The following is a 16,201-nucleotide window of genomic DNA, read 5'->3' on the forward strand; positions in this document are numbered from 1 at the left end:
TTTTGATGGAGGCGTCCCGGTGGTATCGGCGCGTTATGCCTTTAATTCGTCAGAAAATTAACGCCTTACCGCTGGTCAAACAACTAAGAGGTCATGATGAGTACTGAAATCAAAACCCAGGTCGTGGTACTTGGGGCGGGCCCGGGGGGATATTCCGCCGCCTTCCGTTGCGCCGATTTAGGTCTGGAGACCGTGCTGGTCGAACGTTACGCGACACTGGGCGGTGTTTGCCTGAACGTGGGCTGTATTCCTTCCAAGGCGCTGCTGCATGTCGCCAAGGTGATTGAAGAAGCAAAAGCGCTAAGCGAAAACGGCATCACCTTTGGTGAACCGAAAACCGATATCGATAAAGTACGTACCTGGAAAGAACGGGTTGTCAACCAGTTGACCGGCGGACTGACCGGTATGGCCAAAGCCCGTAAAGTGAATGTCGTGCACGGAGTGGGTAAATTTACCGGCGCCAACACCCTGGTGGTGGAGGGCGAAAAAGGCACCACCACCATCAATTTCGACAATGCGATCATCGCCGCCGGCTCGCGGCCGATCACCTTGCCGTTTATTCCCCATGACGACCCGCGCGTATGGGATTCCACCGACGCGCTGGCGCTGCGCACCGTGCCGGAAAAGCTGCTGGTCATGGGCGGCGGCATTATCGGCCTGGAAATGGCCACGGTGTATTATGCGCTCGGCTCCAAAATCGACGTGGTCGAAATGTTCGATCAGGTGATCCCGGTGGCGGATAAGGATATCGTCAAGGTCTACACCAAACGCATCAGCAAGCAGTTCAACCTGATGCTGGAAACCAAGGTGACCACGGTGGAAGCCAAGGAAGACGGCATTTACGTCACCATGGAAGGCAAGAAGGCGCCCGCCGAGCCGCAGCGCTACGATGCGGTGCTGGTGGCTATCGGCCGCGTGCCGAACGGCAAGCTGCTTGACGCCGGCAAGGCCGGGGTGGAAGTGGACGATCGCGGTTTTATCCGCGTCGATAAACAGCTGCGCACCAATGTGCCGCATATCTATGCCATCGGCGATATCGTCGGCCAGCCGATGCTGGCGCACAAAGGCACTCACGAGGGCCACGTGGCGGCGGAAGTTATCGCCGGCAAGAAACATTACTTCGATCCCAAGGTCATCCCCTCGATTGCCTATACCGAGCCGGAAGTGGCCTGGGTCGGCGTGACCGAGAAAGAAGCGAAGGAAAAAGGCATCAGCTACGAAGTGGCCACCTTCCCCTGGGCGGCGTCCGGCCGCGCCATCGCTTCCGACTGCCAGGACGGCGTCACCAAGCTGATATTCGATAAAGAAAGCCATCGGGTGATCGGCGGCGCGGTGGTCGGCGTCAACGGCGGCGAGCTGCTGGGCGAAATCGGCCTGGCCATCGAGATGGGTTGCGACGCTGAGGATATTGCGCTGACCATCCATGCCCATCCGACGCTGCACGAATCGGTCGGCCTGGCGGCGGAAGTGTATGAAGGCAGCATTACCGACCTGCCGAACGCCAAGGCCAAGAAAAAGAAATAATCAAGTCTGATTAAGATTGGCTGATGGCTCCCTCAGCTCAGGAGCCGCGCCGGAAATCTAGAAAAATTTTTATACTGTGCAAAAATCCGGGAAAGTTTGCGTTCCTGGATTTTTTTACGCCTATTTTGCCTGGTCCTGCTCTTATCCCCCTTGGAAGCTACCCGAAATCCTCTCTTTGATTAAAGGTTTTCAAGATTATTAAAGATCGGGCAGCGGGCCTTGGAACATACATTTCAATAAACCAGGCATCCGTGGCATAACAGCACATCACGCCCGGCAAGCGTGGCCTGACATTGCATGACATAGCCATGCAGGTTTTACCACCACCCGACGCATCTGCAAATACTGTTATTTTTCAGTGGAATCGCAGCGCAGATATATTAAGAGAAGTCGAAATCCATAATCAGGCTGGATGCCGGTTATACTTGGCCTCCGGGTAATAAAGGTCCGAGCGCCACTAATTTAGCTAACGCATTCCGGAGAAGCGTCCAATCTGAATACAGAATAGTTTTGTCTCTGATCACAAATTTAAGCATGATCGTCTCGAATTGCATATATTAGCAGAGGATAACATAGAGATACTAAATTTTGAAATTGATTAGAATGCAACCAAATGCCATACTCACTGAATATAAACACTTAATATAGCCATGGAATATAAGCATTGTCATATGCCTTTATCCATCTATTTAATTAGAGATGTTATATGAGGTAAGCATAATGGAAATATTAAATAACTTTGCATTTGATGAATTACCGGCAACAAGTGATCTCACTGGTAATTTTGAAGCCAGAATATGTTATGCGCAAAATATTACGTTGTATCAAAGAGCAACCCCGCATGATATCCGTCCGCGTTTGGTGGCCCAACGAGATACCCTATTACTGGTACAGCCCCGAGTAACGCTTCCGCCATCGATTTCCGTAACTGGAACGCGTGCTGATGGCGTTAGACTCGGTGTTTTGGACCTGGTACCCCCTGCTCAGTTGCCGACGGTTGATTCACCTGCTATCACAAATATAATTTATGCTCGCAATATGTGGTCGGTTATATTACCCGCGACTTGGATAAACCCTGGTCTAAGGCTTTTATTTGAAGCCGGCAATCAATCTGGTAGTCTAAATAATATTGTTATTGGTGCTCCCAATGAAGTGATTATCCAAACAATCGATATCGGAATGTTGGTAACCCCCCGCGATCGTTTTGATTTTGCTAATCAGCCCAGTTTACATCGAGATTATTATCAAAAAATTCCCGTTAGCCGTCTTATTGTTGGAGAATACGAACCCATCCATCTTACACGTGTAGTCATGCCAAATGGTGTCATCTATACAAGCCAATCGGCGGACAATGGTAGTTGGCATACAGGGGATATGCGTGAATATATTGGTAAGTTTCTGATATCCCAAGGTATCAATTGCGCAAATTATGGTATTAATAGCTCTGATGGGTCTATTGAAATACCGGATAATTATGTTGCATTTCAAATTACTGCGCATAATTCACGTGGGCGCTATCAGAATGGAATTATAGTACATGGTGGAAGCGGTGGAAATGGAATGCTTACTATCGAAGATTCTTCAGGAGAAGAATGGAGTCATGAAGCAGGCCACGCATATAGCCTCGGTCATTATCCTGGACAATGGCGAGGTTCATCCCATCAACGCCCTAGTGTTAATGGTGTTAACGCCGCATGGGGTTGGGATCGCGATCTTAACCGATTTATCGCCAACTTTTTCTGGGATAAAGGAGGAAACCAAAATTGTTGCGGCGGTAGTATTCCCCCCTTCCAAGGCAACCGTTTTAATACTGATGTGATGGCATCAGGACATGCAAGTTCTCCTTTATCTTATTATGCGTTACATACGCCATATGTCCTTAATGTCATACAAAATTTTATTGAGCGGCACGCTGTTTTCTCAAGCAGTTCACCGACTGGTTTTAAAATTTGGGATCCACAAAGTCTGAGATATATTAATTACGTTAACTATGTCAGGCCACCTAGTGTTATTATTTCCCATCAAGCGCAGTTTAATGCTATAGCCAATGATACCAGTGGCAACTTTATCAGAACACAGCTTATACGCATGGGCATTGTGCAACTAATACCCAGTAACGGTAATTGGATTCGTAATGTTCATCTCCCTACGGCAGACGCACAACTCGAGGGTAGCATCGTTTGGGTAGATAGTGATGCACAATCAGATATGTTTATTATTATTGGTAATCAATCTCATCGAGTCTCATACAGGAATAGTAGTATTTTTATAGTAAGAAATAGGAATTGGATAATACTCGCTGACAATTTACCCTTTAACTCGAATACTCTTGAGATTATTTTACAACAAGAAGAAAAGAGAGCGTGCCCCCATCGTAATAAAAATAATTGTGAAGATAAATGCGATTGTGAACGTGGCTGCGGTTCAGTGTCAAATAAAAATGAAGGAGATTTTGAAAATGCCAATTGTGGCGTTAAAACTGTAAATGGCTTAATTGATCCAAATGTCATGTTGCCCTTTTATCCACCTATTTACACAGATGATACTATTTATCGCATCGACACTCAACAACAATTGACGCGGCTGGGGAATGATCCTTCTGGTGCTGAACTAAGCACTATTTTACAAAGATTTCAAGAAGTTGAAATTATAGTTCGTGATGGTGCATGGACCAGTAATATTAGCTTTCCTGCTGCAAGAGCGATTAGCCTTGGTCGGATTATTTCTTTCACTAACCGGGCAACATGGGACGTGACGGTGATGGTTAATAATACTCCCATTATCTATAGAACTGGGGATTCGACACGCTATGTGGCTGAAAATAATCTTTGGCACTCGCGTGAAAAAAATGATGCGTTAGGAACGCGGGTACCTCGCCAATTTGGCGTTCCGGTAACGACGGTAGTGGGTTATTATGACCCCGAGAGAATTCTACCTACAACTATTTATCCTGCATTGCATGGTGGTTATGGTTTTATTTATTCTTCCTCCCAAAATGTCAGTCCGCTTGAATGCTATTTGCGGGTGACTACGTCAACAGATATTATTCATTATCAATTAGCAAGAGGCCGTATTAACCCTGCTGGAATGAATAAATTCCATATCAATATCAGGCAGATAGACCGGGCCGCCAGAGCGGATATTATTATAAGAAATGTTATTGTTACCTCGTTAACGCTCAACCCTCCAACAACCAGATTGGGTTACACAGTCAATGGATTATCCTCTCGTTCAATGAAGTTTATAAATGGCAAGGCTAATATTAATGAATTAAATAATTTCCCGGAGAAATTATTTGGTTACTTAGCGGAAAATTTTACTGTCAATATTCAGCTCACTAAGACCGATCGGTTGGATATGTTGAAATTGCCTCCTTTCGCGTACAATGGTCAACGTGTGGAGATCGCAGGAAATTCGGGTTCTCCAACAAACGTGATTTTAGACGATAAACAGCAATATATTATTGCGCGTGGTGAAGTCGCAAAATTTATTTTTATAGAGGATGCCTGGCAAAAGGAGATAGATAGCCCAATGAGTTCTCAGGAAAACGCCGCTCTGAATACTGAAAATGATTTATCGTCAGATACCTAAAATCGGCACTCATAGCCGACAACTTCGGGTATATTGGCTGCGATGAGTGCATTTTAATTCAGGTCAAGACTTTTTAAAAACTAACTGAGGTAAATTTTGAATTAACGCACTTATCCATTTTTTGTGGCATCCAAAAATTCGATGCTGCCTATGTCGCTTTCGGGTAGGCGTCCACATCGTATTTTTGGCAACGGTCTGTAGTTGTAACTATAAAATAGTGTTAATTTAACACAGTAAAATCAGCGCCATAGCCTTAACGTTTCAGCTAAAAATTATGTTGCTTAGTTGTAAACAAATTAACAGTACGGTCAAATTCTGTTAGACTGCCGAGAGCAATAAAAGTGAGCAATGACTTATTAAAGCGAGGAGATCGTCGTGCTAGAAGACTACCGTAAGCACGTGGCCGAACGTGCTGCCCAGGGGATTGTGCCAAAACCTCTTGACGCTGCGCAAATGGCGGCGCTGGTGACACTGCTGAAAAATCCGCCGACCGGCGAAGAAAATTTTTTACTGGATCTGTTAACTAACCGTGTTCCCCCAGGCGTAGACGAAGCGGCCTATGTCAAGGCCGGTTTCCTGGCCGCCGTCGCCAAAGGCGACGCGCACTCTCCGCTGCTTACGCCCGCCCGGGCGGTTGAATTGCTCGGCACCATGCAGGGCGGATACAATATCCAGCCGTTGGTTGACGCGCTGGATAGCGAGACCCTGGCGCCGATTGCTGCCGATGCGTTGAAACACATGCTGCTGATGTTTGACAGCTTTTTTGATGTTGAAGCCAAGGCCAGGGCCGGCAATGTCCACGCTCAGCGGGTGATGCGGGCCTGGGCCGACGCCGAATGGTTCCTGTCGCGCCCTGCGCTCGCGGAAAAAATCACCGTGACGGTATTTAAAGTCACCGGTGAAACCAATACCGATGACCTGTCGCCGGCGCCCGATGCCTGGTCCCGGCCGGATATTCCGCTGCATGCCCTGGCGATGCTGAAAAATGCCCGCGACGGTATCGATCCCGATCAGCCCGGCAGCGTCGGACCTATCAAACAAATTGAAGCGCTGAACCAGAAAGGCTTCCCGCTGGCCTATGTGGGCGATGTGGTCGGCACCGGCTCCTCGCGCAAATCCGCCACCAACTCGGTGCTGTGGTATATGGGCGACGACCTGCCTTACGTGCCGAATAAGCGGGGCGGCGGCGTGGTGCTGGGCAGCAAGATTGCGCCGATTTTCTTTAATACCATGGAAGACTCGGGCGCGCTGCCCATCGAGGTTGATGTCTCCGAGCTGAATATGGGCGACGTGATTGATATCTATCCGTTCAAGGGGGAGATTCGCGCCCATGATACCGACCGGCTGCTGGCCACCTTCGCGCTCAATACCGAGGTGCTGGTGGACGAAGTGCGCGCCGGCGGCCGCATTCCGCTTATCATCGGCCGTGGATTGACCGCGCGCGCCCGTGAATCCCTGGGCCTGCCGCCCAGCGAAATATTCCGCCATGCCCGGGCCGTGGTCGCCAGCGACAAGGGATTTACCCTGGCGCAGAAAATGGTCGGCCGCGCCTGCGGCGTGGAGGGCATCCGCCCCGGCCAGTATTGCGAGCCTAAAATGACCTCCGTCGGCTCGCAGGATACCACCGGCCCGATGACCCGCGATGAGCTGAAGGATCTGGCCTGCCTGGGCTTCTCCGCCGATCTGGTTATGCAGTCGTTTTGCCATACCGCCGCCTATCCGAAACCGGTGGATGTGGAGACCCACCATACCCTGCCGGACTTTATCATGAACCGCGGCGGCGTTTCGCTGCGCCCCGGCGACGGTATTATCCACTCCTGGCTGAACCGTATGCTATTGCCCGACACCGTCGGCACCGGCGGCGATTCCCATACCCGCTTCCCCATCGGCATTTCGTTCCCGGCGGGTTCCGGCCTGGTGGCGTTTGCCGCCGCCACCGGCGTCATGCCGCTGGATATGCCGGAATCGGTCCTGGTGCGTTTCAAGGGGAAGATGCAGCCCGGCATCACGCTGCGCGATCTGGTGCACGCCATTCCGTATTATGCCATCCAGCAGGGACTGCTGACGGTGGAAAAGAAGGGTAAGAAGAACATCTTCTCCGGCCGTATTTTGGAAATCGAGGGCCTGCCGGAGCTGAAGGTGGAACAGGCGTTTGAACTGGCGGACGCCTCGGCGGAACGTTCGGCGGCGGGTTGTACCATCAAATTGGATCAGGCGCCGATCGTCGAATACCTCAGTTCCAATATTGTGCTGCTGAAGTGGATGATAACCGAAGGCTACGGCGATCGCCGCACCCTGGAGCGCCGCATCAAGGGCATGGAAAGCTGGCTGGCCGATCCTCATCTGCTGGCGGCGGATGCCGACGCGGAATATGCCGCCGTGATTGAAATCGATCTGGCGGATATCAACCAACCGATCCTGTGCGCGCCGAACGACCCGGACGATGCCCGTCTGCTTTCCGAGGTGGCCGGCAATAAAATCGACGAAGTGTTTATCGGCTCCTGCATGACCAACATCGGCCACTTCCGCGCGGCGGGTAAATTGCTTGACCAGCACAAAGGCCAGCTGCCGACCCGTCTGTGGGTGGCGCCGCCGACCAAAATGGATGCCGCCCAGTTAACGGAAGAAGGCTATTACAGCATCTTCGGTAAAAGCGGGGCGCGCGTCGAGATCCCCGGCTGCTCATTGTGCATGGGCAACCAGGCGCGTGTGGCCGAAGGCGCGACGGTGGTTTCCACCTCTACCCGCAACTTCCCCAACCGATTGGGCAACGGCGCGGATGTCTACCTGGCTTCGGCGGAACTGGCGGCGGTAACCGCGCTGCTGGGACGTTTACCAACGGTGGAGGAATATTTGCAGGCCATTGCTCTGGTGGATAAAACCGCTGCCGATACGTATCGCTACCTGAACTTTGACCGGTTGACGGAGTATACCGACAAAGCCGACGAGGTGATTTTCCAGACGGCGGTGTAACTGGGTAATGCCTGGGATACGCAAACGTAACCCCCGGCGCTTCGATCCCACGGCCAGCCATTGCGGCTGGCCGTTTTTTTAGGGTTGAAAAGCAAAAGCGACTTTAAATTTTCAACGTAAGCTATGTGAAACAACCACCGCAATTCTAAAGTGGGCAAATAGGGTTTATATTTTATGTCACTTTTGATTTACCCGATAAAGTGCAAGGCACGGAGGTCTCTCTATGAATGCAGGCGTTTATCCTTGTTTATTAGCGAACGGCGCAAATTGCGCGCCGGGCGATAATTCCGCACAAAGTTATACCGGCGTTAATCGAATAGGGAATATTTTGAAAAATGTTTCCCATTCTGCAATTTCCTTGCAAAACCTGCCGGTCTCTTTTCCTTTTACTCTGCCGGACGCGCCACCTTGCGCGACGCCCGGAAATGATCACCATGAAGCGACCTCCGCTATGCCGCTGGATCCTGACGCGATGGCGGAAATAGTATTAGCCCGCAAAGATAAAATTATGTATGCCGGGCATTATGCCGCAAGAGGGCGTAAGCAGAAAAGAGAAACCGAGTTGGAAGCAGCCCTGGCGCTCGCCAATAATAATCCGTACGGAGAAGTACCGTTAATTTATGCGGCCAGCGTGGGCATGGGCGAAGTGGTCAAAACGTTTATATCGCAAGGGGTAAGCGTTGAAATAGCCGCAATCAGATGGCCGCATAAAGGGATGTTGCCGATACATGTCGCCACGGTTAATAACCAAAGTGCAGTGGTGGAAATATTACTGGATGCCGGCGCTCAGATCAATGCATGCTGGGTGGGGATGACGGCGTTAATGCTTTCTGAAGAATTCGCCGAGAGTGATATTTCAGTCACCCGGCTGCTTCTGGACAGAGGCATCGATTATGACGCCAGGGATTTTAAGGGCAACACCGCCCTGATGTATGCCGCGCGCTTGAATCTTTATGATCATTTTATGGCGATATTCGCTGCAGGCGCGGACCTTTGGTTGCTGAATAACCGTGGCGAGAGCGTATTTTTGGTGGCTTCACGCGCCTGTGATATGCGCATTGCCGCTTTTTTGCTGGCGCAAGGCGCGGATGTCAATGAAACCGACAATACCGGTTCGACGGCCATGGATTCCGCAAGGGCCATGCATCAGCTGGATATGATTACGCTATTGACGCAAGCGTATCAGAGTAATGACGCGGCGCCGGCGACGGCCGCTGTCGAGACCACCCGTCGCAAGCCGCCGACCACCAGCGCGCCTGCGCCGCCGCAGACTATCCTGCGCCCGCGCGGACGCTCCCCCGGCATTGTACCGCAAACCGGGCTGCCCCATACCCCGGCCAGGCCCGGCATAAGCGACGATATTCCAGACCGGCCCGCGGAACCGCTGACCCCTTTTATGATGGCGGCGAAAAAAGACGATTTGAAATTGATCGATGCCCTGCTGGCAAACCGGACGGATATTAACGAAGTTAACGCCATTGGCCGTACGGCGCTGATGCAAAGCGCCGAACGCGGCGCCAAGGTGACGGTCAATGCGCTATTGCTACGCGGCGCGAACGCTACGCTCGTTGATAATAACGGCCGGGACGCACTATTTTACGCCGCGCGGCGCGGTCATACGCCGGTTATGGCGTTGCTGCAACATCATAGTGCCGCGACGTCCGGCGCCGCGGGTCCCTCCGGCATTAACGGCATAAGGTTTGCTAATTTAATCAATAAAATAAAGCGTTTGAGCCAGTTATTTTTCCAGTAGCTGTGGCTTTTTTCAGGGATAGGTTTTTGTTCGCGGCCAAACGGGTTATACCAATGGTTTATACCTGGCGATGTGGCTGAAGGGCGGGCCGGCGCGTCATTCTCCCCCCCTTTAACGCTCACGAGCGCGGTAAAACACAACATAGCTAACGATCTTATGCCGGTAAACGGGTAAAATAACCGTTACTGTACGGGCCTGCGCAGAAATTATCTGCCATCTCCCGCAATTGGCTGAGTATGGGCGGACGGCTATGGATTACGCGTTTCAACGGGATATCACCGGTCAGGTAAGAGTGACCTTTTCCATGGGGCATGAAGCCGTGGGACATTGGCTTAACGAAGAGGTCAAGGGCAATCTCGTGTTATTGGACGAGGTGGAGGGGCATATCAAGCGGTTGGCCGGCGGCCAGGACAGTTGGCAATGCGTCGGGCATGAGTACACTTTCTGGACCGATGGCGATGAGGTGATAATCCGCGCCAATGAACTTGCCTTTGTGAACGACGAACTGGAGGAAGGCATGAATTATTATGATGAAGAAAGCCTGTCGTTATGCGGGACCGATGATTTTTTGCAGGTTTTACGGCATTATCGCGATTTTAGTCTGTCCCGCTAACCCGCTGGGTATCATCCGATCCGGCTGCGACGTCGTTTGTTTTATTTCTAAATAAGAACGTAACGATAAAAGTTATTCCCAGATTATCCGCCATGGCAACGAGTAGTGAAATTCAAAAAATAGTGTGCCTATGACATGATGGCGATGAAAAAATGATCATCAGGTGTCGCTATGAATTCTAACTCAATTAATTCAGGTGAAATTAATCAAGCTCACTTGGAAGGAACATATCATTCTGCTGATGGCGAAAAGCCAGAAAAAGCATATTGGACAAAATTAAAGAAGCTTTCCGCCTGTGTTAATTTGTCTGTCAACGTACACACAGTAACAAACCCTCCTGCCGGTAATGATGGCGCACATCCGCTTAACCTTTGCCACGACGGCGGTCTAAAACGTCCCGCCGTCGTGGCGCCGGCGGCGCCCGCCGTTTCTTGCGCCGTGACGGCGCAAACGCCATGCGTGCCTGACCACTCGCCCGCCAAAAAAAACAGGCTTGGCCAACCCACGGCGCCGCCCGGTGTGCAGCACCGCGGCCAACAGGTCAATATTGCCCGCATAACGCCGTTGACCGGCCAACCCTCTCCCCTATTCCCGCCTGTGGAGGGGACCTTGCCGGCCTTGAGGGGGGAGCATCGCCAGGAAAAAAGCCTGAGTGTGCTCGTGGCGGCGGCCTATCTGGGCAGGGCGGATATTATCGCGGACATGGATAACCATGGCGTCAACCCCGAGATTTGGCATGGTCTGTTAAGGCGGGCGTTGTGTCATGCCTGCCTCTGCGGCGATGAGGCCTTGGTCCGCTTGTTCCTGAGTCATGCCGGTGCGGAAATCATCAATAGACCTGACTGCGAGGGTATAACGCCGCTGATGTATGCGATTTCTCACAATCAAATACCGGTGGTACGCCTGTTGCTGGCAAACGGGGCTAATCCAGATGCTAAAACCAAACAGGGGTTGACGGCCATGATGTTGGCCACCATGACCGGCAACGATAAGATAGTAGGTTATTTATTGGATTATCACGCCGACATCAACGCCGTTAATTTGATGGGCGCCTCGGCGCTGATGATATCTATTCAATATAATACTGAGCAACTTTTTTATTTATTACTGTCACAGGGTGCCGACCCTTTGCAAAGCGATTACCTGGGCCACGACGCTATGATATATGCCGCCATTTATGGTCGGCCAAGCATAATGATTCATTTGCTTAATAAAAATATCCGCCCTGACATGACGGATAGGAGGGGGTTTACACCTTTAATGCATGCCATTGGTCAGCATCAGGAAACAATAGTAAAAATATTGATAAGCAATGGCGCCAATGTGAATGCGCAGGATATTTTAGGCACCACGCCTTTGATGTTGGCGGCTCATGCCTCCTGTGAAGATATCATCAAAAGACTTATCGAACACCAGGCCGATGTTTCCCTGACGGATTGTCTAAATCGCACGGCGCTGATGTATGCCGCCGTCAATGTCAATGACGTCATTTTAGCTACCCTTTCGCGTCAACCCTGCAATATCAATGCCGGCGATATCTATGGTGACACGGCGCTGGCATTTGCTTTGCAGCGCGGCGATGCCGCGATCATTAATGTCTTGTTGGAACGCGGCGCCGACCCCTTTATCAAAAACGCTTTCGGCTATACCAGCCTGATGTATGCGGCGCGCTATGGTGATAGCGACATTGTCAGGTCACTGCTGGACCGGAATCTTAACGTCAATGATATCGGCTGTGATGGCAGGACGGCGCTTAGCATTGCCGCTGCGCGGGGACATGTCGATATTGTCCGGCTGCTGATTGCGCACGGCGCCAACGGCGCAATAGCCGATAGCCATTGCCAGACCGCCATGGATTATGCCCGCTGTTATGGCCATAGGGCGGTGATTAAATTGCTGGCGGCAGGGGCTCCGGAGAGCGCAGGAAGGGAGGAATATTCCGGCTACGAAGCCTGAGCCGGTCCGAACACCTACCGGCGGGTCATACCACCGGCAGGTTGCGTCCGTAATAAATTTCCCGCATTTCTTTATACAGCAGGTCCGTGATCTCCTTGCGTTCGCTGGGGCTCAGATCTTCCGGCCTGGCATTGAACAGATAATGCTTTAAATCAAAATCCTTCAGCATCATCTTGGTATGGAAAATATTTTCCTGATAGATATTGACGTCCATCATGTGATACTGCGCCTTCATATCTTTCGATAGAAAGTTCTGTATTGAATTGATTTCATGATCAATATAATGTTTTATGCCATTGATATCCCGGGTAAAGCCTCTCACCCGATAATCCATGGTAACGATATCCGATTCTAATTGATGTATCAGGTAATTGAGCGCCTTCAACGGCGAAATCACGCCACAGGTTGAAACTTCAATATCGGCGCGGAACGTGCAAAGGCCGCCTTCCGGATGGCTTTCCGGATAGGTATGCACGCAGATATGGCTTTTATCCAGGTGCGCCACCACCGATTCCGGCAACGGCCCCGGGTGCTCCGATTTATCGATGCTGAGCGGATCGATAGGATCTTCGCTGACCAAAATGGTGACGCTTGCGCCTTGGGGTTCATAGTCCTGCCGCGCGATGTGCAGGATGTTGGCGCCGATCATCGCGCAGGTATCGCTCAGGATCTCAGTCAGGCGATTGGCATTATATTGTTCGTCAATGTAAGCGATATATCCATCACGGTCGTCCGCCGTTTTGGCATAACAAATATCGTAAATACAAAAACCCAGGCTCTTGGTTAAATTATTAAAGCCGTGTAGTTTTAACTTCTGCAATTGAGTTCACCCCCTTATGGCTTGCGTCTCAGCGTGCTGACGACAAGGCATTGAGTAAATACTGCGGCAGGGCAAAGCTGCCGTGATGAATAGCTGCATTATAATAGCGGCATTCCAATTTCGCAGCGGAGAAGCGCGCCTTCAGCGTGGCGGCGTCCAGCTGGCGCAGCGCCGGGTCCTGACTGGCCCAGGCGAAGGTCATCAAACCGCCGTAGTAGGTCGGTATCGCCGCCTGGTAGAAGCTGACATCGCTGAAGTAATGGCTGAGTTTGCGGTGGCTGTGTACCGCCTCGTCCTGCTGTAAAAAACACACCCCGTTTTGGGCGACAAAAATGCCGCCTTCGTTCAGGCAGCGCGCGCAGCCCTGATAAAAATCAGACGTAAACAGGCTCGATCCCGGCCCGATAGGATCGGTGCAGTCGGAGATGATCACATCAAAGGTATCGTCGGTGGCGCCGACAAAATTCACGCCGTCGTCGATAACCAGATGAAAACGCGGATCGTCGAACGAGCCGGCGTTATGCCCCGGCAGATATTGCCGGCAGAAGGTGACGACGCCGGCGTCGATTTCCACCATGGTCACGCTTTCTACGCCGGGGTGCCGGCAGACTTCACGCAGCATGCCGCCGTCGCCGCCGCCAATAATCAGCACCTTGCGGGCGTTGCCGTGGGCGATAAGCGGTACGTGGGCCATCATTTCGTGATAGATAAATTCATCGCGTTCGGTGGTTTGCACCACGCCGTCCAGCGCCATAACGCGGCCAAACGCGGCGTTGGCGAAAATCACCAGATCCTGATGCGCGGTTTTTTCCCGGTACAGGATAGCGTCCACGTGAAAATACTGCCCGAAATTATCATGCAGCGTTTCGTACCAGATGTCGTGTTGTGGCATGTTGGGATGTGACATGTTGAGCTAACCCTCGGCGAAATCCGCCATGAGAAAACGGCGCAACATAATAGCTAACTCCGCCCCACCTTGCACGGATGATTTTCACACAAACAGGATTTAAAACTCTTTATTTTGCGTAGGCGAGCAAACTAAGGGAATTTGTCGCCAGGCTTTCGCATTTCTTCGGCGTGGGAATGGCGATGCCGCTAAGATCGCGATAGCTGTCTTCTCCCAGGGCGCGCATGTCGAAACTGGCATAGTTGCTGAGGTCCCAACGGTTTTGTTGGGCGAAAATCAAGATGGCACGCCGGATTTGTTCATTGGGCATGTCGGTATAACCACAGTTGTTCTTCAGATAAACAAACACGGCGGTTAAATCGGCCATGTCTTCGGCTTCGGGTTCGGATAAGGCTTGTGACGCGGTTGAAAAACCCAGCAGCCCGAGCAACAGCGTCACCAATAGGGTGTATTTCATGTGAAAACCTGAATCATTCGTTATAGGTTGACGTTATCATATTTAATGATTTTCGCCCTAAGTTTTATTCTGCAGCCGCATTTTTGGCGGTGAAAACCGCTTGATGAAAGTATGGAGCAAACCTGGCGGATTGTCCCGCGCGCGGTGGGTAAAACCGCTAAGATTGCTGATACGCGCGGTGGGCTTGAGCGGGTAGGGCGGGCACGAAGAGCCGTGCAAACCTTGTGTCCGCGCATCGCATGCGCCTGGCGGTTATGCTAAAATTCGCCTCTTTTCAACTTTCTGTAATGTGATCCCGCTATGAAACACACCGTGGACGTCATGATTTCCGCCGGGGAAATCGCTGACCGGGTCGCGCAGCTTGGCCATGATATCAGCCTGCATTACCGCGACAGCGGCAGTGAGATGGTCCTGGTCGGCCTGTTGCGCGGCTCTTTTATGTTTATGGCCGACCTTTGCCGCGCCGTGACGGTGCCGCATGAAGTGGATTTCATGACCGCCTCCAGCTATGGCAGCGGCATGAGCAGCACGCGCGACGTTAAGATTTTGAAGGATCTTGATGAGGATATCCGCGGCAAGGATGTGCTGATCGTGGAAGATATCATTGATTCCGGCAACACGCTAAGTAAAGTGCGCGAGATCCTGCAACTGCGCCAGCCGAAATCCCTGGCTATCTGCACCTTGCTTGATAAGCCGGATCGCCGCGAGGTGCAGGTGCCGGTGGAGTGGGTGGGCTTTGCCATCCCCGACGAGTTCGTGGTGGGATACGGTATCGATTACGCGCAGCGCTACCGGCATTTGCCTTTTGTCGGCAAGGTCGTGCGTCAGGATTGACCGCCAGGGGGCGGTCCTTGGCGGTCTCAGGGATGACGCACGGGTAGCCGGCTATTTGCCGTGCTGTTGCAAAAGCGTGGCGATGCCCTGGCGGTAGCGCTGTTCCAGCGTCTCCCGGCTGGTGGCGGAGACGTCCATATTACGCAGCAGGCCGTCGTGTATGCTGTATACCCAGCCGTGCAGCTGCACCTTCTGGCCGCGTTTCCAGGCCGAGCGCATAATGGTGGAGTGCCCCAGGTTGTAGACCTGCTCGATAACGTTGATTTCACATAAGGTGTTGAGGCGATCCTCGGGATGAAGCTCCCCCAGCATTGAGCTATGCTTGTACCACAAATCGCGGATATGCAGCAGCCAGTTGTCGATCAACCCCAGTTCCGGATTGTCGATGGCGGCCTGTACGCCGCCGCATCCGTAATGGCCGCAGATAATAATATGCTCGACTTCCAGTACGTCCACGGCGTACTGCACCACCGACAGGCAGTTGAGATCGGTATGGATAACCAGGTTGGCCACGTTGCGGTGCACAAACAGCTCCCCCGGCTCCAGGCCGGTCAGCCTCTCCGCCGGCACCCGGCTATCGGAACAGCCTATCCAAAGGAATCGCGGCTTCTGGGCCAGCGCCAGACGCTCGAAGAAACCCGGGTCTTCTTCTTTGAGATGCTTAGACCAGGTTTGGTTGTTGCTGATAAGGTCCGTGATGTCTTTCATTGTGGTTTTTAGCCCGTAACGACGTAGTGCGATGCGTTAATATAGGTCAACCGTGCGTTTTTTTA

General features: G+C 51.8%; 11 protein-coding genes. 7 read left to right on the top strand and 4 right to left on the bottom strand.

The window, feature by feature from the left end; genetic code table 11:
- Positions 1-96: 96 nt before the first annotated feature.
- The 6 genes from lpdA (at position 97) to ACL2XQ_RS03895 (ending at position 12,410) form a co-directional block, all read left to right on the top strand.
- A complete protein-coding gene (lpdA, locus tag ACL2XQ_RS03870; RefSeq protein ID WP_413723545.1) occupies positions 97-1,524 on the top strand; it encodes a dihydrolipoyl dehydrogenase in 1,428 nt (475 codons plus the stop codon).
- Between the two features lie 720 nt (positions 1,525-2,244).
- Entirely contained in the window at positions 2,245-5,115 is a 2,871-nt protein-coding gene (locus ACL2XQ_RS03875) for a M66 family metalloprotease (protein WP_413722148.1), read from the top strand.
- Between the two features lie 375 nt (positions 5,116-5,490).
- Positions 5,491-8,088 carry a bifunctional aconitate hydratase 2/2-methylisocitrate dehydratase gene (acnB, locus tag ACL2XQ_RS03880; RefSeq protein ID WP_410016392.1) on the top strand — a complete coding sequence of 866 codons (2,598 nt, stop codon included), beginning with the start codon at positions 5,491-5,493 and terminating at the stop codon, positions 8,086-8,088.
- Positions 8,089-8,539: 451 nt separating this feature from the next.
- Complete coding sequence (locus ACL2XQ_RS03885) at positions 8,540-9,841, top strand: ankyrin repeat domain-containing protein (RefSeq protein WP_413722149.1); 1,302 nt, start codon at positions 8,540-8,542, stop codon at positions 9,839-9,841.
- Positions 9,842-10,091: 250 nt separating this feature from the next.
- Positions 10,092-10,454, top strand: coding sequence for a YacL family protein (locus tag ACL2XQ_RS03890; protein WP_410016390.1), 363 nt, complete (start codon positions 10,092-10,094; stop codon positions 10,452-10,454).
- A gap of 171 nt (positions 10,455-10,625) precedes the next feature.
- A complete protein-coding gene (locus ACL2XQ_RS03895) occupies positions 10,626-12,410 on the top strand; it encodes an ankyrin repeat domain-containing protein (RefSeq protein WP_413727141.1) in 1,785 nt (594 codons plus the stop codon).
- 25 nt (positions 12,411-12,435) lie between these two features.
- On the opposite strand, the gene speD is transcribed toward ACL2XQ_RS03895, so the two are convergent.
- The 3 genes from speD to ACL2XQ_RS03910 form a co-directional block, all read right to left on the bottom strand.
- Positions 12,436-13,230 carry an adenosylmethionine decarboxylase gene (gene speD / locus ACL2XQ_RS03900; protein WP_413722151.1) on the bottom strand — a complete coding sequence of 265 codons (795 nt, stop codon included), beginning with the start codon at positions 13,228-13,230 and terminating at the stop codon, positions 12,436-12,438.
- A gap of 28 nt (positions 13,231-13,258) precedes the next feature.
- Positions 13,259-14,122 carry a polyamine aminopropyltransferase gene (gene speE / locus ACL2XQ_RS03905; RefSeq protein ID WP_410016622.1) on the bottom strand — a complete coding sequence of 288 codons (864 nt, stop codon included), beginning with the start codon at positions 14,120-14,122 and terminating at the stop codon, positions 13,259-13,261.
- 124 nt (positions 14,123-14,246) lie between these two features.
- Positions 14,247-14,594 (bottom strand): YacC family pilotin-like protein, encoded by a 348-nt coding sequence (locus ACL2XQ_RS03910; RefSeq protein ID WP_410016387.1) that lies wholly within the window; start codon positions 14,592-14,594, stop codon positions 14,247-14,249.
- A 300-nt stretch (positions 14,595-14,894) separates the two neighbouring features.
- On the opposite strand from ACL2XQ_RS03910, the gene hpt reads away from it, so the two are divergent.
- Complete coding sequence (gene hpt, locus ACL2XQ_RS03915; RefSeq protein WP_410016386.1) at positions 14,895-15,428, top strand: hypoxanthine phosphoribosyltransferase; 534 nt, start codon at positions 14,895-14,897, stop codon at positions 15,426-15,428.
- Between the two features lie 51 nt (positions 15,429-15,479).
- On the opposite strand, the gene can is transcribed toward hpt, so the two are convergent.
- Positions 15,480-16,136 carry a carbonate dehydratase gene (gene can, locus ACL2XQ_RS03920; protein ID WP_410016385.1) on the bottom strand — a complete coding sequence of 219 codons (657 nt, stop codon included), beginning with the start codon at positions 16,134-16,136 and terminating at the stop codon, positions 15,480-15,482.
- Positions 16,137-16,201 lie beyond the last annotated feature (65 nt).

This window comes from Sodalis sp. RH14 (genome assembly GCF_047324285.1).
Taxonomy (GTDB): Bacteria; Pseudomonadota; Gammaproteobacteria; order Enterobacterales; family Enterobacteriaceae; genus Acerihabitans.

What these genes read in the sequence shown, in the direction of transcription:
- ACL2XQ_RS03885 (WP_413722149.1), top strand. Translation starts at nt 8,540, where the DNA reads ATGCCGCTGGATCCTGACGCGATGGCGGAAATAGTATTAGCCCGCAAA.
- ACL2XQ_RS03890 (WP_410016390.1), top strand. Translation starts at nt 10,092, where the DNA reads ATGGATTACGCGTTTCAACGGGATATCACCGGTCAGGTAAGAGTGACC.
- can (WP_410016385.1), bottom strand. Translation starts at nt 16,136, where the DNA reads ATGAAAGACATCACGGACCTTATCAGCAACAACCAAACCTGGTCTAAG.
- ACL2XQ_RS03910 (WP_410016387.1), bottom strand. Translation starts at nt 14,594, where the DNA reads ATGAAATACACCCTATTGGTGACGCTGTTGCTCGGGCTGCTGGGTTTT.
- lpdA (WP_413723545.1), top strand. Translation starts at nt 97, where the DNA reads ATGAGTACTGAAATCAAAACCCAGGTCGTGGTACTTGGGGCGGGCCCG.
- ACL2XQ_RS03875 (WP_413722148.1), top strand. Translation starts at nt 2,245, where the DNA reads ATGGAAATATTAAATAACTTTGCATTTGATGAATTACCGGCAACAAGT.
- speE (WP_410016622.1), bottom strand. Translation starts at nt 14,122, where the DNA reads ATGCCACAACACGACATCTGGTACGAAACGCTGCATGATAATTTCGGG.
- hpt (WP_410016386.1), top strand. Translation starts at nt 14,895, where the DNA reads ATGAAACACACCGTGGACGTCATGATTTCCGCCGGGGAAATCGCTGAC.
- ACL2XQ_RS03895 (WP_413727141.1), top strand. Translation starts at nt 10,626, where the DNA reads ATGAATTCTAACTCAATTAATTCAGGTGAAATTAATCAAGCTCACTTG.